The following is a 21271-nucleotide window of genomic DNA, read 5'->3' as shown; positions in this document are numbered from 1 at the left end:
GGATGCTGACGACTCTTCTTTCTATACTGACCAATCGCATTCTGTGGAGCTTCCTGGGCGTTACCGCGCTGTCGGCGGTGATCTGGATGATTGGTCCGCTGTTATCCATCGTGGATACCCGCCCGCTCGAATCTGAACAAAACCGCATCATCAGTATTGCGGTGGTTTATCTGCTCTGGGCGCAGGGGCATATTCTGCCGCGGCTCTACAACGCCTGGCTGAACCGCAAGCTGATGGACAAGCTCAATGAAAACACCGCCAAACCGGACGCGGCCGATCCCCAGAAGCGGCTGAACAGCGAGGAGCAGATCCTCGCCGGACGTTTTGATGAAGCGGCGCAAATGCTGAAAAAAGCCCACTTCAGCAAAGCGGGACACGGTGCCCAGTGGACGCAGCGCTTCAGTACGCAATATCTCTACCAGCTGCCGTGGTACGTCATTATCGGCGCACCGGGCGCCGGTAAAACCACGGCGCTGGTCAATTCCGGCCTGCAATTCCCGCTGGCGGATCGCTTCGGTAAAACCGCTCTGCGCGGCATTGGCGGCACCCGCAACTGCGACTGGTGGTTCACTAACGAAGCCGTCCTGCTGGACACCGCGGGGCGCTACACCACTCAGGAGAGCGAGCAGGTTCAGGATGCCGGGGAGTGGCTGGAATTTATCGGCCTGCTGCGTAAGTATCGCCGCCGCCAGCCTATTAACGGCGTCATTATCACCATCAGCATTTCCGATCTGCTGACGCTCTCCCCGGAAGCCGCGCGCCAGCAGGCGGTCAACCTGCGCCAGCGGCTGTCTGAGCTGCATGAACAGCTGGGTATCCGCTTCCCGGTTTACGTGATGGTGACCAAGGCGGACCTGCTTAAAGGCTTCCGCGCCTGGTTTGCTGACTACGACAAAGCGCAGCGCGACCAGATTTGGGGCTTCACGCTGCCGTGGGAACAGACCAAACACGCCGATTTCGACCTGATGGGGAACTTCCACCAGGAGTTCTCGCTGTTGCAGCAGCGTCTGGACGCCGGGCTGCCGGAGACCATGCTGAAAGAGCATGACGCCAAAACCCGTGCCGAAGCGTATCTCTTCCCGCAGGAGTTCGCGGCGCTGCGCCCGCTGCTGGCTGACTACCTGAGCACGGTCTTTGCCCGCTCTAACTTTGAGACCGAGTTCTCCCCACGCGGAATATACTTCGCCAGCGGCACCCAGGAAGGCATGCCGTTCGACCGCGTCATGGGTGAACTGAACCGCGCCCTGTCACTGCCGGAAGGGGCAGAGGCAGAGAAGTGGGATTCGGTCAGTAAAGAGGCGCCGATCCCTGGTGCAAAAGGGCAGAGCTTCTTCATTAAAAACCTGCTGCAAAACGTCATTTTCCAGGAAGCCGGTATTGCCGGTGAAAACCGCTGGTGGGAACTGCGCAACCGCGCGGTGATCTGGTCCGGATACGCGGCGCTGCTGGCGTTGCTGGTGATCCTCGGCGGATTGTGGCTGACCAGCTATGCCAAAAATAAGGCCTATCTGGAAGAGGTGGACGCTAAAGTCCCGCAGCTGGAGCAGCAGAGTAAAGCGTTACAGAATCAGCCTCAGCGCGATCTGTTCGCGCTCCTGCCGCTGCTGAACAGCCTGGTCGATCTGCCGAAAAGCGAGGCCTTCGATGTCAACGACCCGCCGGTCTCCCGCCGTATGGGGCTCTATCGCGGGGATGACGTCAGCGATGCTTCCCAGTCGCTGTATCAGAAAGCGCTGGATCAGATGCTGCTGCCCGCCGTGGCGATGCATATCACCACCTGGCTGCGTAACGACAACGGCAGCGACGTGGAATACAGTTACGAGGCGCTGAAAGCCTACCAGATGCTGTATCAGCCTAAACACTACGACGGCAAATTCCTGCATTCCTGGGTGATGCTCAATTTGCAGCGTAATCTGCCGCAGAACGTGACGCAGGCGCAGCTGCAACAGCTGGAGTGGCACCTGACGCAGTTGCTGGAGCCAAAAATTCAGGCCTCGCCGTATGCGCAGGACGAAGCGCTGGTGGCCCGCGAGAGGGCGCTCATCAACCAGCAGCCGCTCTCCACCCGCGTGTATGGGCGTCTGAAGCGTCTGCTGGAGCATGACGAAAACCTGAAGCCGGTCTCCCTGTCCGACCTGGGTGGCCCGCAGAGCGAACTGGTGTTCTCACGCAAAAGCGGCAAACCGGTGAGCGAAGGCGTGCCGGGGCTCTACACCCCGGACGGTTACTGGAAGAGCTTTAACAGCCAGATTGACAGCGTGACCACGGCGCTGCACGAAGATGATGCCTGGGTTCTGGGCGCGACCACCTCCGGGGAAGACAAGCAGCAGATCGATAACGCCGTGCGTCAGCTCTACATGCGCGACTTTATCGCAAACTGGGATCGTTTCCTCGCCGACATTCAGCTTAACAACAGCGCCGATCTCTCGCAGCGCATCAACACGGCGCGCCTGCTCTCCGGCGCAAACTCGCCGCTGCGCCGTCTGGTGCAGAACCTGAGCCAGGTGCTGACGCTGTCGCGCAACGCGCCAGCGCCGGAGGACGCGGGGAAAGCGCAAGACCAGAGTAACCGCGCCACTCGTACCCTCGAAGCGCTGTTCAGCAATAACGACAATGCCCAGACGCAGGGGGCAGTAGTGACGCAGGCACCTGAACAGCTGGTGACCGACCATTACGCGCCAATGATCGAGCTGGCTCAGCCGCTGGAGAAGGGCGGCAAGACCATCGTCTTTGATGATTTCCTCAAGCAGGTGGATGAGCTGTATCGTTACCTGACCGCGGTGCAGGACGCTGCCAACAGCGGCATGCCAGCCCCGGGTGGTGAAGCAATCAGCCGTCTGCAGGCCAGCGCCGGGCGTCTGCCGGGCGGGCTGCAAACCATGTTCAGCAACATGGCGGTGGGGGCCAGCAGTGATACCCAGCGTCGCGATCTGGAAAACGTCCGTAAGCGCATTAACGTCGAAGTGGGCGGTTTCTGCCGTCAGGCAATTGCCGGTCGCTACCCGCTGGTGCGCAGCGCCAGCACCGAAGTGACGCCGGACGATCTGGCACGCATGTTTGCGCCGGGTACCGGGCTGATGGATACCTTCTTTCGCGACAACCTGACCAACAAAGTGGATACCACTCAGGCGAACTGGCGCTTTATGCCGGGGATCGACGGGAAAACGCTGCCGGGAAGTGAAGGACTGCTGCGACCGTTCCAGCAGGCCCAGTCCATTCGCGATGCCTTCTTTGCTAACGGTGCGACGACCCCCTCTTTCAAGGTGACGGTGCGTACCGTGCGGATGGATAACACCATTCTTAACCTGACGCTGGACGTTGACGGCCAACTACTGCGTTACAGCCACGGTCCACAGGCGGTGCAGATCATGAACTGGCCAGGGCCAGGCGGCACCAACCAGGTGCGTATGCAGCTGGGTCTGGCCAACGGCAGCACCGCGACGCTGGTAACCAACGGCGCCTGGGCGTTGAACCGCTTCTTCGATAAAGCGCGCACCAGCCCTGGGGCAGGTAGTCTGAGCCGTCAGGCCACGTTCAACGTCGATGGCCATCAGGTCACGCTGGAGTTTGCGCCGAACAGCATTCGCAATCCGTTCCAGCTTCCTCGTTTCTCATGCCCATAACCGCAAGGACAGCCGTATGACGAATACCCCTGCGATGAACCGCTACAGCTGGTATGGCAAATTACCCAGCGCCGGAGATTTTTTGCAGCGTCGCTTTCCTGACACCCTACAGCGTCAGTGGTCACACTGGTTTCAGGTCGGCCTGCTGGCCTGGCAACAGGAAGAGCAGCGCAGCGGCGAACGCCAGTTTAACAAGGCGCCGGTGTGGAACTTTGTTGTCCCGCCGATGCTGGGCAGCCAGATGATCCAGATGGGCTGCCTGCTGCCGGGCCGCGACAGCGTGGGCCGACAATACCCGATCTGCATTCAACTGAGTTTCGCCCCGTCAGAGTGGTCGACCAACCTGCTCAGCCAGGCTGAAAGCTGGTATCAGCAGATTGGCCGTCTCGGGCTGCATGCGGTGCGCAACAGTTTTTCCGCCTCGCAGCTGGATGAGATGCTGATGTCGATTCCGGCGCCGCAGCCCGTCGAGCCGCAGAAGCGTTCCGACATCCTTGATGTGATTGGTTATGACGAAGACGGCCAGAGCACGCTGGGCTGGCCTCAGGCGGCGGAGTGTTTTGACCCGCTTCGTCAGACCAGCTACTGGTGGACCAACCGCTGCGACGGCTACCCGCTCTACACCCACGTCCACAGCGGAAACTTCACCGGGCAGCTCTTTACGCTGCTGTTCGATCCGGCTGGCGGCGCCCGACCAGGCCGTCACGGTCTTTATCCGCCTATGTTTGAATAAGCAGGGATCACATGAATATCGAAGAATTTCTCGCGCCGATAAGCCCCGAAAAACCCTGCGGCGACAACCTTGAGTACGACGCCGATTTTCAGGCTATGGGACAGGCAAGCCAGGGTAAAGCGGAACAGCAGTTCGGCGACACGATCATTCCCGCCGAGCCCGCTGACTGGAATACGGTAGAAAAGCTCGCCACCAGCCTGCTGGGGCGCACCAAAGATCTTCGCGTCATGCTGGCGTTAACCCATGCCTGGACCCGACGTCGTGGGCTGCCGGGCTACGCGGACGGCCTGCTGCTGGTGCAGGAGGCGATCACCCGCTACTGGGAGCCGCTTTATCCACTGCTGGAGGAGTATGGCGAAACGGACCCGTTCTATCGCATTAACGCCCTTGCCGCGCTGAGCGATAAATCTGACCTGACGGTCGCGCTGCGAAACGCCTCGCTGCTGCGCTCAAACGGCGATGAAATTTCGCTGCGTGACGCGCAGGCATTGCTGGATGGCAGCAAAACCGAATGCCCGGATTATCCCGGCGGCCGCCCAAGACTGATTGACGAACTGGCGCGCGGCGACCAGCCAGGTACAGAGGCCGTCATCCTGATTAATGAAAGGCTGCTGGCCATTCGCGATCTGCTCAGCGGTTACCTTGGTGAAAGCGGCGTACCGGAAATGGAGCAGTTGCTGAAAACCGTGGGCCTGGTTGCCAGTGCCTGTCAGGTGACCGACATCAGCAAGCTGCTGACCAATCGGGATGCGCAGGCGGAACACCACGCTGAGCCGCAGACGGTGGCCACCCAACCCGCGCAGCAGGTCACCGACTGGCGCAGCGTGCAGGTTACCAGTCGCGCCGACGCCCAGCTGATGCTGGAGAAAGCGAAACAGTATTTTGCGCAGTACGAACCGAGCCACCCCGCACCGCTGATGATTGAACGGGTGCAGCGGCTGTCAGAACTTAACTTTATGGACATTATTCGCGACCTGGCGCCAGACGGCGTTAACCAACTGGAAAATATCTTTGGACGCCGCGAATGACGCGTCCAGGCATTATGACGACGGGCACGGAGCTTGTCGTTTCACCTTCACCGCGCATCTTTGATGGAGAACATCATGGCAATGAGTAACAGTGGGCAGAAATTTATCGCACGTAACCGTGCCCCCCGCGTGCAGATCGAGTACGACGTAGAGATCTACGGTGCAGAACGTAAAATTCAGCTGCCGTTCGTGATGGGCGTTATGGCCGATCTGGTCGGCAAACCGGTGGAAAATCTGCCGGCCGTCGATGAGCGTAAATTCCTCGAAATCGACATTGATAACTTTGACGAACGCATGAAGGCGCTTAAGCCACGCGTGGCGTTCCAGGTGGATAACACCCTGACCGGCGAAGGCAAGCTCAACGTCGATCTGACCTTCGACAGCATGGACGACTTCCTGCCGGATGCGGTGGCACGCAAGGTTGAGCCGCTGAACAAGCTGCTGGAAGCGCGTACTCAGCTTTCCAATCTGCTGACCTACATGGACGGTAAAAACGGCGCGGAAGAGCTGATCGCTAAAATTCTGCAGGATCCGACGCTGCTCAAATCCCTGAGCCAGTTGCCGAAAAATGACGAAAGTGCGAAAGGTAGCGAGGAGTAATCGATGAGCAACCAGACTCAACAACACGAGCAGCAGGCAGGTCAGGCGTTCAGTCAGGACGAGTTCAGCGCACTGCTGAACAAAGAGTTCCGTCCTAAAACTGACCAGGCGCGTTCCGCCGTCGAGAGCGCGGTAAAAACTCTGGCGCAGCAGGCGCTGGAAAACACCGTTACCTTCTCCAACGACACCTATCGCACCATCCAGAACCTGATTGCGGGTATCGACGAACAGCTCTCTCAGCAGGTGAATCAGATCATTCACCACGAAGAGTTTCAGAAGCTGGAGAGCGCCTGGCGCGGTCTGAGCTATCTTGTGAACAACACTGAAACCGACGAGATGCTGAAGATCCGCTTTATGAGCATCTCCAAGCAGGAGCTGGGCCGTACCCTGAAACGCTATAAGGGTGTGGGTTGGGATCAGAGCCCGATCTTCAAGAAAATCTACGAGCAGGAGTACGGTCAGTTTGGTGGTGAGCCGTTTGGCTGCATCGTCGGCGACTACTACTTTGACCACAGCCCGCAGGACGTTGAACTGCTGGGTGAAATGGCGCGTATCGGCTCTGCGGCTCACTGTCCGTTCATCACCGGTACCGCACCGGGCGTGATGCAGATGGAGTCCTGGCAGGAGCTGGCTAACCCACGCGATCTGACCAAAATCTTCCAGAACACCGAATATGCCGCCTGGCGTTCACTGCGTGAATCGGAAGATGCCCGCTATCTGGGCCTGGTGATGCCGCGCTTCCTGTCGCGCCTGCCTTACGGCATTCGTACTAACCCGGTCGACAGCTTTGACTTTGAAGAGCAGACCGACGGCGCGAACCACAACAGCTACGCCTGGGCGAATGCCGCTTACGCGATGGCGGCCAACATCAACCGCTCCTTCAAAGAGTACGGCTGGTGCACCTCAATTCGCGGCGTGGAGTCCGGCGGGGCGGTTGAAAACCTGCCGTGCCATACCTTCCCGAGCGACGACGGCGGCGTGGACATGAAATGTCCGACCGAGATCGCCATCAGCGACCGTCGCGAAGCCGAGCTGGCGAAAAATGGCTTTATGCCGCTGGTTCACCGCAAAAACTCCGACTTTGCTGCCTTCATTGGCGCGCAGTCGCTGCAAAAACCGGCCGAGTACCACGACCCGGATGCCACCGCCAACGCGCGTCTGGCCTCCCGTCTGCCGTACCTGTTCGCCTGCTGCCGCTTTGCGCATTACCTGAAGTGCATCGTGCGTGACAAAATCGGCTCCTTCCGCGAGCGCGAAGAGATGGAACGCTGGCTGAACGACTGGGTCATGAACTACGTGGACGGTGACCCGGCCAACTCCTCTCAGGAGACCAAGTCCCGCAAGCCACTGGCCGCTGCAGAAGTCCAGGTGCAGGAGATTGAAGACAACCCAGGCTACTACGCCGCGAAGTTCTTCCTGCGTCCGCACTACCAGCTGGAAGGTCTGACCGTTTCTCTGCGTCTGGTATCTAAACTGCCATCGCTGAAAACGAAAGACGCGTAATTTTTGTGAGTTTCGCCCGGCGGCGCTACGCTTGCACGGGCCTACAATGCAACGTGAAATATATTGATATCGCTGCACAGCGTAGGCCGGGTAAGCAAAGCGCCACCCGGCAAGAAAGTCTGGTCCTGAGAGGTTCCGGAATAACGTTCGGTAGTAAAAGACTTCTCATTCTTTCCTTTTATTCGGGAGGGAATGTAAGACTGTCAAATGACACGGGTCATTTGATGTGAGGCAGAGGTAAAATATGGACGGTTTTATTCAGCCCCATGCTTTCCTGTTTGCCATATAAGTGCTTTTTCGAAAGCAATATTGTTCATCCACGAAGAGTAGATATTATGGCTATTGATATGTTTCTGAAGGTCGAGGGTGTTACGGGCGAATCTAAAGATTCTAACCACACCGGCTGGACTGATATTACCTCCTTCTCCTGGGGCGCTTCCCAGCCAGGTAATATGAGCGTTGGCGGTGGCGGCGGTGCCGGTAAAGTTAACTTTAACGATCTGCACGTTAACGCTCTGATCGACAAATCCACCACAGCAATTCTGAAACACTGCGCCAGCGGTAAACACCTGACCAAAGTTGAGCTGTCCGTCTGTAAAGCCGGTGGCCAGCAGGTGGAATACTCTCGCATTACCCTGGAAGACGTTCTGGTAACGTCTGTTCAGTACACCGGTGCAGACAACGGCGATACCGTTGGTGTGACCTATGCATTCCAGGCTGCGAAAGTGAAACAGCAGTACTGGGAGCAGACCACCTCTGGTGGTAAAGGTGCTGAAAGCAGCGCTGGCTGGAACATCAAAGAAAACAAAGAAGCATAATAGTAGTGGGTCCGAAAGGGCCCACTTTTTCCTGAGCTTCTTTTCAAGGAGAAACAAGATGTCTCATATGCGTCCTGCTTTTGGTGCCGCCTGGAACCGATTTAAAGAAGTGAACGTCAACGTAGAACAGGTTGGCAAGTTATTGGGGGGGAAAGTTCAGCATAATATAGATGCTGGTATTTTTAAAAATGCCTGCCCCATTCGTATGAGCTATGTTTTAAATTATTGTGGCATTCCAGTTCCTTCTAATAGTAAATATGCAACTGTGACCGGGAGCGACAAGAAGCGATATATGTTCCGTGTTAAAGATATGATTGCTTTTTTACCCACGGTATTGGGAAAAGCTGACATATCTGTTTCTTCTCCAACCCCAGCACAATTTGCGGGCAAGCAAGGTATTATTATTTTTACCGGGCATGGCTGGCTTGATGCAACCGGGCATGTAACACTCTGGAACGGAAATATTTGTTCGGATGATTGTCATTTCCTTGGCTCACCGGGTAATGGTTCATTTATCCCTACTAACGCAACCTTCTGGAGCCTGAAATGAAAAAGCCATTGCTCTTTGTCTTAGCCTTCGTTGCCTCCGCCGCAAATGCCCAGACGTTGCCTGATATCAGTACTTTTTCTCAACAACAAATCTTCGAAAACTGGGTGCAGAATCGATGCATCGGTAAGATTGCGGACAGTAAAAGCCTGAAAGAAGATGCTGACGCCAGCGCCGCGGCATGGCTGGAAGCAAGCAATCTGCCTGCTGAGAATTTTGAAAAAGCTGATGAGGTGATTGTTTCTTTACTGAAACAGAAGGTAGGTGGTACCGAGCCAGGTCATTATCAGATATTGAAGTGCACCTTGATCGCTAATAGTGACGCTATTCGGCCACTCAAATCCTCAAAGTAGTAAAGATGAAATCGGCCCCAAACGCCGCCGTTCTCACCCCCGAGAGCGGCAGCGTTTGAGCGCTAATCATACCAGCAGGAATACGCCATGCGATTCACGATTATTTCTACGAAACCCGGTCATCAGCCGCCGCAGAGCAGTTGTGATTTTTATGCCCCCGGGGGCACTATTGGGCGCGGTACGGATAACAATCTGGTACTGCCGGACAATGACCGCACCATCTCGCGCCTGCAGGCTATTGTTCACGTTGACGCCCAGGGCGAATGCCGCGTGACCAACCGTGGCAGCGTCACCCGCGTGGTTTTGAACGACATCCCGCTGGAGCGGGGGCGTCAGGTAGAGCTGCAGGACGGGGATATTCTCGGTATTGATGACTACCGCATCGAAGTGACGGAACTTATCCACGACACGCAGCCGGTGAGCCGCATGGCCGCCAGTATGCAGCAGCAGGCTCGCCCGACAGTGGCGCCGACACCTGCTCCGCAGCCAAAGCCAGCCAGTGCCGCACCGCGCGGCAAAGCGGAGCCAACGGCCGTGCCGTCGGAAATCTGGGATAGCCTGATGCAGGAGTTCTCTATCTCTGACAGCATCTCCAGCAACCGTGCGAAACCGCAGCCTGCGGCGTCTCACGATCCTTTCTCGCAACCCGCGGCACCCGAGCGTAACGCTGAAGACCCGCTGGCAATGTTCAACGACAGCGAGCCGAAGCTTGAGCGTAAGAATGTCGATCCCGACACGCTGTTCAGCGATGAAGCGTTGTTCAAAAAAGAGAGCATTTTTGACGATGTCACCCCTTCAACGCTGGTGCCGCCGGTAGAGAGCAAACCTGCGCCTGCAGAAGAGGCGACGGATGAACTCGACCCGCTGGCCCTGTTTGGTGGTTCGGCCAGCGCGCCAGCCGCGCGTAACGATGATCCGCTCGGGCTGATGGGCGGGGCGCCATTAACCCATCCGGATGAGATCGTGCCTGAGCCATCTGCACCCGCGCCAGAGCCAGAGGCCGTACCGCAGGACGATCCGCTGGCGGATTCTCCGCTGTTTGCTCCTGAGCCGCAGGATCCACCGCGTGCGGAAGAGGAAGAGCCGGTACGTACCGATTACGCAGGCTTTACTATGCCTACACCGCAGGCCGTCGCACGCAGCAGCGCACAGACGCCGAAGGGACGTCTGCGTATCGACCCGGTCAAAAACGCGGCTGTGCCAAGCGCTACGGCGCAAAACGGTGAGAAAGGCGAGGTGCTGCAGGGCGAGCTGCTGGAGGCGCTGCTGGAGGGGATGGGCCTGAGCGAAATGCAGCCGGTGCCGCAGTTTGACCGTGAAAATATGCGTCAGTTGGGCCAGATCCTCGGCATGTTCTCGCAGGGCACCGTGGCGTTGCTCTCTTCGCGCTCTATCCTCAAGCGCGGCGTAAAAGCCGATATGACCATGGTGCTGGACGATGCCAACAACCCGTTCAAGCTGCTGCCGACCGGGAAAACGGTCCTGATTCAGATGTTCGGTACGCCGATGCCGGGCTTTATGCCACCCACCAAATCAGTGCGTGACGCGCTAATCGATCTGCAGGCGCATCAGCTGGGGATGATCTCCGGTATCCGCGCCATCATCGCCGCGATGCTGCAGTCCTTTAACCCGGAGCAACTGGAAGAGCAGGCGAAGCAGAACGGCATGACCTCTCGTCTGGCGCTGCCGGGCAGCCGCAAAGCCGCGCTGTGGGACTACTTTGTTCGCAGCTATGGCGAGACGGCCGGTGAGATTGAGGATGACTTCCACACCCTGTTTGGCGAAGCGTTCCTTCATGCTTATGACATGGAGGTCAATCAGTACAAAGACTCACAGAGCGGATCGGAAGAAAAATGAATATCGCAACGGCTTCTCTCTCCCGCCAGGGAACGCGCGCCAGCAATCAGGACCAGACGGGAGAAACCATAGGGGAACGTTCAGCCTGCTTTGTCGTCTGTGACGGCATCGCTGGTCTGCCGGGCGGTGAGGTGGCCGCTGAACTGGCCCGCAATAGCATCATCTCCCGTTTTGATGGCGACAAACACCTCAACGCGCAGCATATTCGTGACTATGTGCAAACCGCGAATCGCACCATTCTCAGCGAACAGCAGGCGGTGCAGGACTATCGCCGGATGGGTACCACGCTGGTCAGCCTGTTTATCGACCGGGATTACCGTCTGGCCTACTGGGCACACGCCGGGGACAGCCGTCTGTACCTGTTTCGTCGCGGCTGGCTGTGGCATGTCACCACCGACCACAGCCTGGTTCAGCAGATGAAAGATGCCGGTCACCAGACCGATAACCTCAACAGCAACCTGCTGTATCTGGCGCTGGGCATTGAAAACGGTGGCCCGGAAGCGAGCTACAGCGACGTGGTGCAGGTTGAAGACGGCGATGCCTTTTTACTCTGCACCGACGGTTTCTGGCACGGCGTCAGCGAAGAGCAGATGAAACAGTCGCTGCATATGGTCAACACCCCACAGGAGTGGCTGACCTTAATGAACCAAATCATTCAAAAGAATGCTGAACAGGAGGGGAATGCTCAGGATAACTATACGGCGCTGGCGGTATGGATGGGCAACCCTCAGGACACCACTTTGCTGCATACGCTCTCTGACGCAGCACAATTTCTTCCCTGCGGAACTGACTAGACACACAAGGAACGATATGAAACTTTGGCTATCGGGTTTGGCACTTCTGGCGGTGGCCTCCACCGCCCAGGCTGAAAATTTCCGCATCGTGCAGTCTCCTGCGCAGAAGCTGGATATCTGGATCGACAACATCAAAGACAACACCCCGCAGAGCTGGTGTAAATCAGAGATTGCGCTGCGCATTGTGGCGAACGGCAATAAAGACGTTTCAGTGCTGGAAAACTTTGTTCCGCGTCTCGGCTCGCTGCTGGAACACCAGTGCAGCAAAGTGAATAAGCTGAGCTGGGCCCTCAACGATCCGGCAGGGACTACGCTTGCGCAGGGAACAGCAGACAAAGCTCAGGAGTGGAAGCTGGTGGTGAAACAGCAGCAGACGGCACCCACTGCGACCCAGACCAGCGGCGCGTTACTGCCACCTGACCAGAACGCTGAAACCAACACGGTGGCCGCTGACCGCACACCGTGGCAGGAGTTTACCCTCCAGGACGGCTGCCATCTGCGCACCTTCTGGGAAGGCGGATCTTCCGCGCCGGCGCTGTTTATTCCGGATTCCGACACGACCCGCTGCGGCAACGGCAGCTGGCTGAGCGGCCACACGGTTATCTCGCAGACCCGCAGCGGCGGTCAAAAAGAGATAGCGGTGACCTACATTCACGGCTTCCCGGTGATGGGGCTGAATCAAAGCGTCGACCCGGAACATGCCCTGATCACCTCCGTCAACAAAGAGCGTATGGTCTTCAGCACCCCGAACAGCGACCAGAGCTGGATGATCCTGCCTTACGACAGCGCCCTGAACGGCTGGAAAAGCAACGGCACGGTGGCCGTGGAGATCTCGCGTGAAACCGCCAGCGACGATGCAAAACTGCAGGCGCGTATTGCTGCAGTGAAGAAGGTCTGGAGCGCCTGGGTTACCCCTGGCACCACGTTGAATATTGTCCTGATTGATACCCTGCGTCCTCAGCTGCGTGACCCGGCAGTGGGCGCCTGGCGCGCGGCAAACTAAGGAATGGCTATGAATACGCTCTATCAACATCTGGCGGGCGAGTCGCTCAGCGACGCGCTGGTGCGTCTTGAAAACGAGATTAAAGCCCGTCCGGCGGATGCCGATCTCCGTGCCGCGTTTGTGCAGTTTCTCACCCTCAGCGGTAACTGGACGCGCGCGCTGACCCAGCTGAAAAGCTGGCTGGCGCTTAAGCCGCAGGCGAAACCCACCGTCACCCTGCTGGAGCAGTGCATTCAGGGAGAACTGCAGCGCGCGCAGGTGATGGCGGGAGAACGTCGTCCGGCCATGCCGGAAGCCCAGTGGCCATGGCTGACCACCCTTGCTGCCGCGCTGAGCGAGAGCGATGAACGCGCTCACGCGCTGCGTCTGGAAGCCCTTGAACAGGCGCAGGCGAGCGCGGGGCAATGGACGCTAGAGAATGATGAGACGCAGACCTTTGAATGGCTGATGGACGGCGATGCCCGTCTGGGGCCGGTGTGCGAAACCCTTGTTAACGGCCGTTACTTCTGGCTGCCGTTTAGCGCTATCGCAGAGATCCGTTTCCAGACGCCGGCCAGCGTCACCGATCTGGTCTGGCGTCATGCGCTGGTGCGTTTGACCGATGGGACGGAGCAGGTGTGTCAGATCCCGGCGCGTTATCCTTTTGCAGCCGATGCCTCTGACGCCGTTAAACTCGCACGCACCACCGAGTGGCTGCCGCTCGATGATGACGGCACTCTGTATGAAGGGTTGGGGCAGAAAGCCTGGCTCAGCGAGCAAAGCGAAAGCCCGCTGCTGTCGCTGAGTCTCGTTACTTTTGCAACGGATGGAGCCCATGAGTAATCCTGCTGGCGAAGGCGATCTGCTGCGCAGCGGCTGGCAAGCCCGCAGTAAGCAGGAGAAGGTGGGGGCGCGCGATAAAATGCAGCCCTCGCTGCTCGATCGCCTCACCGATAACGACCCGGAGAAAAAGCGCGAGTCGGCCAACAGCAACCTGATCACCCATGCCGCGCTGCGTCGCAACGTGCTGCGGGATCTGCAGTGGCTGTTTAATACCATCAATCACGACGCCTCCGGCGATTTGAGCATGCTGCCACACGTAAGCCGTTCGGTAGTGAATTTTGGCGTTGCGCCGCTGGCCGGAAAGCGCATGTCGGATATCGAATGGCACGACATTCAGCGCAAACTCACCGAGGCCATTGTCAACTTTGAACCCCGCATTTTGCCCCAGGGGCTGCAGGTCCGCTGTGTGTCGGACACCTCCTCGCTGGATCTGCACAACGTGCTCTCCATCGAGATAAAAGGGCGTTTGTGGTGTGTGCCGTACCCGCTGGAGTTTCTGTTTCGTACCGATGTCGATCTGGAAAACGGCCACTTTGAACTGAAAGATGCGGGGTGATCGTGGAAAGTAAACTGCTCGAATATTACAACCGTGAGCTGGCCTATCTGCGTGAGATGGGCGCCGAATTTGCCGAGCGCTATCCCAAAGTGGCCGGACGGCTGGGCATGCGCGGCATCGAAGTGGCGGATCCGTACACCGAACGACTGATGGAGGGCTTTGCCTTTCTGACCTCGCGCGTGCAGATGAAAATGGACGCGGAGTTTCCGCGCTTCTCCCAGCGCTTGCTGGAGATGATTGCGCCGAACTATCTCGCGCCCACTCCGTCCATGGCGATTGCTGAAATTCAGCCTGACAGCAGCCGTGGCGATTTGAGCAACGGTTTTATCGTGCCACGCGGCACAATGATGGACAGCCTGGCGCTGAAGAAAACCGGCGTGACCTGCAGCTACACCACGGCGCATGAGGTGAACCTGCTGCCGCTGAAAATCGACAAGGTTGAGCTGGGCGGTGTGCCTGCCGACCTGCCCCTGACACAGCTTGGTCTGGGCCAGCAGGGGATCAGCAGCGCCTTACGGATCCGCATTGCCTGCGACGGTCCGCAAAACCTCGGCCACCTTGATTTTGACCGGCTGGAGTTTTTCCTTAGCGGCCCGGATATCGAGGCGTTAAAGCTGCTGGAGCTGGTAATGGAGCACCATGTCGGGGTGGTCTGCCAGACCGTCAGCAAACATCCGCAGCGTGATGTGCTGGCGTCTGATGCCTTGCGTCAGGAAGGGTTTGACGCGGATCAGTCGCTACTCCCGGACGATCTGCGCAACTTTGACGGCTACCGTCTGCTGCAGGAGTACTTTGCTTTTCCGGCCCGTTTCCGCTTCATCAGCCTGAGCGGGCTGAGCAAACTGATCCAGCGCTGCGAAAACGAAAAAGCCTTCGATATCTTCATTCTGCTGGATAAAACCGATGAACAGCTGGAGCGCGTTGTCGATGCCAGCCATCTGGCCCTGCACTGCACGCCAGTGATCAACCTGTTCCCGAAGGTAGCGGCGCGTCAGAAGCTGAGCGAAGGCCAGCATGAATACCATCTGGTGGTGGATAACATCCGCCCGCTGGATTACGAAATTTACGCGGTAAACAAGATATACGGCAGTGCGGATGGTCAGCGCGACGACCAGACGTTTCGTCCGTTCTGGAGCACCTGGAGCGGTGATGCGGGCAACTACGGGGCCTACTTTTCCCTGCGCCGGGAACAACGCGTGCTCTCTGAGCACGCCCTGCGTTACGGCACCCGCACCGGCTACATTGGCTCGGAGGTCTTTGTCTCGCTGGTGGATGAGCAGCATGCACCCTGGCAGGAGAACCTGCGCTATATCTCCGCCGAGGTGCTGTGCACCAGCCGGGATCTGCCGCTGATGCTGCAGCAGGAGCTGGGACAGTTCATTATGGCTGACTCCATGCCGGTGAAGTCGCTGACCTTGCGTAAGGGGCCGACGCCGCCGCGTCCGGCGCTGGCAGAAGGGTTCAGCACCTGGCGGTTGATCAGCCAGCTACAAATGAACTACCTCAGCCTGATGGACAGTGAAAACGAAGAGGGCGCCGCCGCGCTGCGTCAGCTGTTAGGGCTGTACGCCAATCTCGCGGAGACGCCGGTTGCGCGTCAGGTAGAAGGGGTTCGTCACTGCGTGCTGGAGCCGGTTCACCGCCGCGTGCCCGAGCCGGGACCGGTCGTCTTCGCCCGTGGCATCGGCATTACCCTGACGGTGGATGAACGTGCGTTTTCCGGTGCCAGTCCCTGGCTTTTCGGTAGCGTGCTGGAGCGGCTGTTTGCCCGTCTGGTGTCGATCAACAGCTTCACGGAATTCACCCTGAAAAGTCAGCAGCGCGGCGAGATTGGCTACTGGGCGCCGCGTATGGGCAAAAGGGCACTGGTATGAGCGACGTTGTCACTGCGCCACTGAAGGTTCATCGTCTGACGCCGCTGCCGGACAGTTTCTGGCGCGGGGTTCGCGAGACGCCATGGCGCTACGATCTGTTCCAGCTGTTAAGGCGCATTGATGCTCAGGGCGGGGAGCGCTACCCGCTGGGGCGTGCGCCGCTGCCAAAATTCGAGCCGCTACGCCTGGGCCAGCAGCCGTCGATGAGTTTTGCACCTTCGACGGTGGCGCAGGTACGCCAGCGCGAAGGCAACGGGCTGCACGAGGTCTCCATTCTGAGCTTCGGCCTGTTTGGTCCTAACGGGCCGCTGCCGGTTCACATGACCGAGTATGCCCGCGAGCGGATCCATCATCATCAGGACACCAGCCTGAGCGCGTTTGCCGATCTGTTCCATCATCGTCTGACGCTGCTGTTTTATCGCGCCTGGGCCGATGCGCAGCCTGCCGTCTCCCTCGACCGCGCCGACAATAAACGTTTTGAGGGATATCTGGCGTCGTTGATTGGTATGGGGCAGCCCGGCCAGATGGACAAAGGCAGCCTGAGCGCCCATGCCCGCTTTACCCACGCCGGACACCTGACCCGCCACGGACGGGATCCTGAGGGCCTGGAAAAAATCCTGCGTAACTATTTGAAAGCCCCGGTCAAACTGATCGCCAACGTACCGCAGTGGATGCCGCTTTCACCGCGCGAGCAGGCGCAGCTGGGAGCAGGACGCCGCGTGCCGCGGATGGGCGAATCTGCGTTTCTGGGCGTGGCGGTCCGCGACGTGCAGCATAAATTTCGCATCGAGATTGGCCCACTCAGCGCGGAAGAGTACAACCGGTTTTTGCCCGGAGAAGTATGGGTAACCGAACTGCGGGACTGGGTACGCCAGTACGCAGGGGTGGAATTTGAATGGGAAACACGGGTGATCCTGCGCGCTGACGCCGTGCAGGGCGCCACGCTCGGCAGCACCGGGCGATTGGGGTACAACACCTGGCTGGGCCTTCAGCCACAGCCTGTCCCGCGTGGCGATCTGGTGTATCGCGCAGAGCGGTAATCCTTCCGTATACCGAATCATTGTTAATGGAAACTAACATGTCAGAAATTAGCCGTGCCGTGCTTTTCGGCAAACTGGATACGCTGTTATTTACCTCTCTGGAAAGCGCCACCGCGTTCTGCAAGCTGCGCGGCAACCCCTACGTCGAGCTGGTGCACTGGCTGCATCAGTTGATGCAGCAGCAGGATGGCGATCTGCAACAGGTGATCCGTCATTTTGCCCTCGACGAACAGCAACTGACGCGCGATATCGTGGCGGCGCTCGATGCCCTGCCGCGCGGAGCCAGTTCCGTTTCCGATCTCTCCGAACATATCGACAGCGCCGTCGAGCGCGCCTGGGTCTATGGATCGCTGAAGTTTGGCGTCAGCCGTATCCGCGGTGGCCATCTGCTGATCGGCATTCTGAAAACCTGGAATCTGGCGAACGTGCTGAAGAGCATCTCGGCGCAGTATACCCGTCTTAACGTCGAGGTGCTGATTGAGCAGTTCGATACTATCTGTGCCAACAGCAAAGAGACGCAGCAGGCCGCTGCCGCAGTGGATGCGCCAGCCGGTTCGGTGCCTGCTGCCCAGGGAACGCTGGCCCAGTATGGTCAGGACCTGACCGCCCGTGCCCGTGAAAGCAAAATTGACCCGGTAGTTGGGCGCGATGAAGAGATCCGCCAGATGATCGATATACTGATGCGTCGCCGCCAGAACAACCCGCTGCTGACCGGGGAAGCCGGCGTCGGAAAAACGGCGGTGGTGGAAGGGCTGGCGCTGCGCATCGCCGACGGCGATGTGCCGGAGCCGCTGCAAAACATTCAGCTGTGGCTGCTGGATATCGGTATGCTGCAGGCCGGTGCCGGGATGAAAGGCGAGTTCGAAGCCCGTCTGCAGGCATTAATCAATGAAGTACAGTCCAGCGCCACGCCAATCATTCTGTTTATCGATGAAATCCACACCCTGATCGGTGCGGGCGGTCAGCAGGGCACCGGTGATGCCGCCAACCTGCTGAAGCCAGCGCTGGCGCGTGGACAACTGCGTACCATTGGCGCCACTACCTGGGCGGAATACAAAAAATACATCGAGAAAGATCCGGCGCTGACCCGTCGCTTCCAGACGGTGCAGGTACATGAACCCGATGAGGCCAAAGCGGTTCTGATGCTGCGCAGCACCGTGTCGCCGCTGGAGACCCACCACCAGGTCTTACTGCTCGACGAAGCGGTTAGCGCAGCCGTGAAGCTTTCGCATCGCTACATTCCGGCCCGCCAGCTGCCGGATAAAGCCGTTGCTCTGCTGGATACGGCCTGCGCCCGCGTGGCGGTGAGCCAGAGTGCACCTCCGGCGCAGCTGGAAGATTGCCTGCGCCATCTTGCGGCGCTGGACGTAGAAATTGAGATAGCGGAGCGCGAAGCGCGCGTCGGTGCAGGGGAATCTGAGCGCGTCACGGCATTAACCGCAGAGCGTGACGCGTATGAGGCGAAACGTGAGGCCCTGGCCCGGCGCTGGGAAGACGAGCGTAGCCTGGTGCAGGAGATCATTCGCCTGCGTGCCGCACTGTTTGCGGCGGGCGATGACGACACCGCTGAGCTGCGCAGCCAACTGGCAGAGCAGCAGCAGGCGCTGAACGCCTTACAGGGTGATGAACCGCTGCTGTTTGCCGCTGTGGATGAAAACGTGGTGGCGGCCGTAGTCTCTGACTGGACCGGCATCCCGCTGGGCCGGATGGTGAAAAACGAGATTGATGCGGTACTGAACCTCGCCGACACGCTGAACCAGCGGGTGATTGGCCAGCGTCACGGTCTGGATCTGATTGCCCGCCGGGTGAAAACCTCCCGGGCAAAACTCGACGATCCGAACAAGCCGGTTGGCGTGTTTATGCTCTGTGGCCCGTCCGGCGTGGGGAAAACCGAAACCGCGCTGGCGCTGGCGGAGTCGCTGTACGGTGGTGAGCAGAACGTCATTACCATCAACATGAGTGAATTCCAGGAAGCGCACACCGTTTCCACCTTAAAAGGTGCACCCCCGGGATACGTCGGGTATGGTGAAGGCGGGGTGTTAACCGAGGCCGTCCGTCGCCGTCCTTACAGCGTGGTGCTGCTGGACGAAATCGAAAAAGCGCACCCGGACGTACATGAGATCTTCTTCCAGGTCTTCGACAAAGGCTGGATGGAGGACGGCGAAGGTCGTCACATTGATTTCCGTAATACGATTATTATTCTGACGTCTAACGTCGGGACCGAGCTTATCAGCGCCATGTGTGCCGATCCGGAACTGATGCCGGAGCCGGAGGCGTTAAGCGGGGCGCTGCGCCAGCCGCTGCTGGAGGTGTTCCCACCGGCGCTGCTGGGCCGTCTGCTGGTGGTGCCGTACTATCCGCTGAGCGACGCGATGCTGGGGCAAATTGTTCGCCTGCAGCTCAAACGCATTCAGCGTCGGCTGGAAGAGAATCACAATATTATTTCCGAGTTTGATGACAGCGTTGTAGAACAGATTGTTCAGCGCTGTACCGAGGTGGAATCAGGTGGACGTATGGTGGATGCGATCCTGACAAACACCTTGCTGCCTCAGATGAGTCAGATATTACTTACCGCCAGCCGCAGCGACGAGCAGTACCGACGTCTGCATGTCACCTGCGAGCAGGGCGAGTTTCACTGTCAGTTTGCCGCGTAATAATCATCAAGAGAACTGTAAAAGATGACGGATAATGATAACAATCGGACTGTCCCAAACGCGCTCCCGGTCGGGTATCGCTTCAACGAGTTTGAAATTAAAGAGGTGATTGGCGGCGGCGGATTCGGCATCGTCTATCGCGCCTGGGATCACCAGCTCGAACGCACTATCGCTATCAAAGAATTTATGCCTTCCTCGCTCGCCGTGCGCGGCGACGACATGACGCTGGTACTGCGCAGCGAACGCTTTGGCAAAGCGTTTTCGGCGGGGCTGAACAGCTTCATTCAGGAAGCCCGCCTGCTGGCGCGCTTCAACCACCCGAACCTGCTGCACGTGTTGCGCTTCTGGGTGCAAAACGATACGGCTTACATGGGCACGCTGTTTTACAGCGGCACCACGCTTTCTCGCCTGCGCGAGGAGAAGCCGGAGCTGATTAACGAGGCATGGATCCGTCGTACGCTGCCGATGCTGTTTGGCGCAATAAAGACCATCCATGACGAGGGCTATCTGCACCGCGATATTTCGCTGGATAACATTCAGATCCAGGATAACGGCCTGCCGGTGCTGCTGGACTTCGGCTCCGCGCGTCGCACCATCGGTAACCTCTCTGACGAAACCGAAACCATGCTGCGTCCGGGCTTTGCGCCTATCGAGCAGTACACCGACGACAACGAAAGCGAGCAGGGACCGTGGACGGATATCTACGCGCTCGGCGCGGTGCTGCGCACCCTGATCGTGGGCTCACCGCCACCGGTCAGCGTGGTGCGTTCCATTCAGGATACCTGCAAACCGCTGGTGGAAATCCAGCCGCAGGGGTACTCCCTGTCGCTGTTGCAGGCTATCGACCGTGCCCTGGCGTTGCACATGGAAGACCGTCCGCAGTCTATTGATGAGTTCGCGGCGTTAATCGAGATGCCGGTCGCCGGTATCGATGACGTGCTGACTGCTAAAAAACCGGGCACCATGCTGGTGCCGGTGGAAGAAGAGGCACCGGCTTCGGCATTTGACTGGCGTCGTTACAAGATCCCCGGGATGGTTGCCGCGGGTGTGCTGGTTGGGGTGGTCGCTGGCGCGATGCTGTTCAGCGGCGGCCACGATGCACCAGAGCAGGCTGCGCAAGCGCCGGAAGCATCCCGCACGACGGAAACCGCATCGAACGCGCCAGATGTCAAACAGGAGACCGCGAAGGTAAGCGAACAAGCGGCAACGCCTGCGACAGCGCAACCGACGCCGCCACCGGTTGAAGCCAGCCCGATTGCTCTGGTCTACATTCGCATCCTTGACGGCGAGACGTTGAAAGTGAACGGCGAGCCGAAAGCGCTGCGTCCGGCGAACAACGGCTATGCATCGCTCAAGCTGCCAGCGGGTGAGGTGAGCATTGAACTGCAGGGCAACGGCAGAACCCGTAGCCAGACGCTGGATATCGTGAAGCCTGGCACCTGGCTGGTGAATCCGTAGGAATATAA

The 21271-nt window shown here is 58.6% G+C and carries 17 protein-coding genes; all 17 read left to right on the top strand.

The features are described from left to right. Positions 1 to 2 precede the first annotated feature (2 nt). The 17 genes from tssM (at position 3) to VF709_RS00955 (ending at position 21263) form a co-directional block, all read left to right on the top strand. Positions 3 to 3623: a type VI secretion system membrane subunit TssM gene (gene tssM, locus VF709_RS01035; protein WP_149896328.1), complete on the top strand. Its 3621-nt coding sequence runs from the start codon at positions 3 to 5 to the stop codon at positions 3621 to 3623. Between the two features lie 16 nt (positions 3624 to 3639). Further along, positions 3640 to 4356, top strand: a complete 717-nt coding sequence (tagF, locus tag VF709_RS01030) for a type VI secretion system-associated protein TagF (protein ID WP_013096179.1) — start codon at positions 3640 to 3642, stop codon at positions 4354 to 4356. An 11-nt stretch (positions 4357 to 4367) separates the two neighbouring features. Further along, positions 4368 to 5384, top strand: a complete 1017-nt coding sequence (gene tssA / locus VF709_RS01025; protein ID WP_058661891.1) for a type VI secretion system protein TssA — start codon at positions 4368 to 4370, stop codon at positions 5382 to 5384. Positions 5385 to 5459: 75 nt separating this feature from the next. Then, positions 5460 to 5984, top strand: a complete 525-nt coding sequence (gene tssB / locus VF709_RS01020; RefSeq protein ID WP_008502644.1) for a type VI secretion system contractile sheath small subunit — start codon at positions 5460 to 5462, stop codon at positions 5982 to 5984. Between the two features lie 3 nt (positions 5985 to 5987). Next, positions 5988 to 7487, top strand: coding sequence for a type VI secretion system contractile sheath large subunit (gene tssC / locus VF709_RS01015; protein ID WP_013096181.1), 1500 nt, complete (start codon positions 5988 to 5990; stop codon positions 7485 to 7487). Positions 7488 to 7822: 335 nt separating this feature from the next. Beyond that, complete coding sequence (locus VF709_RS01010; protein WP_008502640.1) at positions 7823 to 8305, top strand: Hcp family type VI secretion system effector; 483 nt, start codon at positions 7823 to 7825, stop codon at positions 8303 to 8305. A 58-nt stretch (positions 8306 to 8363) separates the two neighbouring features. Next, entirely contained in the window at positions 8364 to 8855 is a 492-nt protein-coding gene (locus VF709_RS01005; RefSeq protein ID WP_013096182.1) for a type VI secretion system amidase effector protein Tae4, read from the top strand. Next, on the top strand, positions 8852 to 9205 hold the full coding sequence (locus VF709_RS01000; RefSeq protein ID WP_013096183.1) for a T6SS amidase immunity protein Tai4 family protein: 354 nt from the start codon (positions 8852 to 8854) through the stop codon (positions 9203 to 9205). The genes VF709_RS01005 and VF709_RS01000 overlap by 4 nt, the downstream gene beginning before the upstream one ends. 87 nt (positions 9206 to 9292) lie before the next feature. After that, positions 9293 to 11062, top strand: coding sequence for a type VI secretion system-associated FHA domain protein TagH (tagH, locus tag VF709_RS00995; protein ID WP_013096184.1), 1770 nt, complete (start codon positions 9293 to 9295; stop codon positions 11060 to 11062). Continuing rightward, positions 11059 to 11856: a PP2C family protein-serine/threonine phosphatase gene (locus VF709_RS00990; protein ID WP_013096185.1), complete on the top strand. Its 798-nt coding sequence runs from the start codon at positions 11059 to 11061 to the stop codon at positions 11854 to 11856. Before tagH ends, VF709_RS00990 begins: the two co-directional genes overlap by 4 nt. 16 nt (positions 11857 to 11872) lie before the next feature. Next, positions 11873 to 12859: a hypothetical protein gene (locus VF709_RS00985; protein WP_038419867.1), complete on the top strand. Its 987-nt coding sequence runs from the start codon at positions 11873 to 11875 to the stop codon at positions 12857 to 12859. Positions 12860 to 12868: 9 nt separating this feature from the next. Then, a complete protein-coding gene (locus tag VF709_RS00980; RefSeq protein ID WP_013096187.1) occupies positions 12869 to 13681 on the top strand; it encodes a type VI secretion system accessory protein TagJ in 813 nt (270 codons plus the stop codon). Continuing rightward, positions 13674 to 14237, top strand: coding sequence for a type VI secretion system baseplate subunit TssE (gene tssE / locus VF709_RS00975; protein WP_013096188.1), 564 nt, complete (start codon positions 13674 to 13676; stop codon positions 14235 to 14237). The genes VF709_RS00980 and tssE overlap by 8 nt, the downstream gene beginning before the upstream one ends. Before the next feature lie 2 nt (positions 14238 to 14239). Next, positions 14240 to 16111: a type VI secretion system baseplate subunit TssF gene (gene tssF, locus VF709_RS00970; protein ID WP_038420938.1), complete on the top strand. Its 1872-nt coding sequence runs from the start codon at positions 14240 to 14242 to the stop codon at positions 16109 to 16111. Further along, positions 16108 to 17151: a type VI secretion system baseplate subunit TssG gene (gene tssG / locus VF709_RS00965; protein ID WP_440230671.1), complete on the top strand. Its 1044-nt coding sequence runs from the start codon at positions 16108 to 16110 to the stop codon at positions 17149 to 17151. The genes tssF and tssG overlap by 4 nt, the downstream gene beginning before the upstream one ends. A gap of 38 nt (positions 17152 to 17189) precedes the next feature. Continuing rightward, positions 17190 to 19805: a type VI secretion system ATPase TssH gene (tssH, locus tag VF709_RS00960; RefSeq protein WP_187170755.1), complete on the top strand. Its 2616-nt coding sequence runs from the start codon at positions 17190 to 17192 to the stop codon at positions 19803 to 19805. A gap of 24 nt (positions 19806 to 19829) precedes the next feature. Continuing rightward, on the top strand, positions 19830 to 21263 hold the full coding sequence (locus tag VF709_RS00955) for a serine/threonine protein kinase (RefSeq protein ID WP_149896329.1): 1434 nt from the start codon (positions 19830 to 19832) through the stop codon (positions 21261 to 21263). Positions 21264 to 21271 lie beyond the last annotated feature (8 nt).

Source organism: Enterobacter sp. Lyrl_3 (assembly GCF_051948675.1).
Lineage (GTDB): Bacteria > Pseudomonadota > Gammaproteobacteria > Enterobacterales > Enterobacteriaceae > Enterobacter > Enterobacter cloacae.
Note: the sequence above shows the minus strand (reverse complement) of the source record. Positions and strands in the feature narration are given on the sequence as shown.

Excerpts from the sequence above, each read along its gene's own strand:
- tssM (WP_149896328.1), top strand. The coding sequence starts at position 3 with ATGCTGACGACTCTTCTTTCTATACTGACCAATCGCATTCTGTGGAGC.
- tagF (WP_013096179.1), top strand. The coding sequence starts at position 3,640 with ATGACGAATACCCCTGCGATGAACCGCTACAGCTGGTATGGCAAATTA.
- tssA (WP_058661891.1), top strand. The coding sequence starts at position 4,368 with ATGAATATCGAAGAATTTCTCGCGCCGATAAGCCCCGAAAAACCCTGC.
- tssB (WP_008502644.1), top strand. The coding sequence starts at position 5,460 with ATGGCAATGAGTAACAGTGGGCAGAAATTTATCGCACGTAACCGTGCC.
- tssC (WP_013096181.1), top strand. The coding sequence starts at position 5,988 with ATGAGCAACCAGACTCAACAACACGAGCAGCAGGCAGGTCAGGCGTTC.
- VF709_RS01010 (WP_008502640.1), top strand. The coding sequence starts at position 7,823 with ATGGCTATTGATATGTTTCTGAAGGTCGAGGGTGTTACGGGCGAATCT.
- VF709_RS01005 (WP_013096182.1), top strand. The coding sequence starts at position 8,364 with ATGTCTCATATGCGTCCTGCTTTTGGTGCCGCCTGGAACCGATTTAAA.
- VF709_RS01000 (WP_013096183.1), top strand. The coding sequence starts at position 8,852 with ATGAAAAAGCCATTGCTCTTTGTCTTAGCCTTCGTTGCCTCCGCCGCA.
- tagH (WP_013096184.1), top strand. The coding sequence starts at position 9,293 with ATGCGATTCACGATTATTTCTACGAAACCCGGTCATCAGCCGCCGCAG.
- VF709_RS00990 (WP_013096185.1), top strand. The coding sequence starts at position 11,059 with ATGAATATCGCAACGGCTTCTCTCTCCCGCCAGGGAACGCGCGCCAGC.
- VF709_RS00985 (WP_038419867.1), top strand. The coding sequence starts at position 11,873 with ATGAAACTTTGGCTATCGGGTTTGGCACTTCTGGCGGTGGCCTCCACC.
- VF709_RS00980 (WP_013096187.1), top strand. The coding sequence starts at position 12,869 with ATGAATACGCTCTATCAACATCTGGCGGGCGAGTCGCTCAGCGACGCG.
- tssE (WP_013096188.1), top strand. The coding sequence starts at position 13,674 with ATGAGTAATCCTGCTGGCGAAGGCGATCTGCTGCGCAGCGGCTGGCAA.
- tssG (WP_440230671.1), top strand. The coding sequence starts at position 16,108 with ATGAGCGACGTTGTCACTGCGCCACTGAAGGTTCATCGTCTGACGCCG.
- tssH (WP_187170755.1), top strand. The coding sequence starts at position 17,190 with ATGTCAGAAATTAGCCGTGCCGTGCTTTTCGGCAAACTGGATACGCTG.
- VF709_RS00955 (WP_149896329.1), top strand. The coding sequence starts at position 19,830 with ATGACGGATAATGATAACAATCGGACTGTCCCAAACGCGCTCCCGGTC.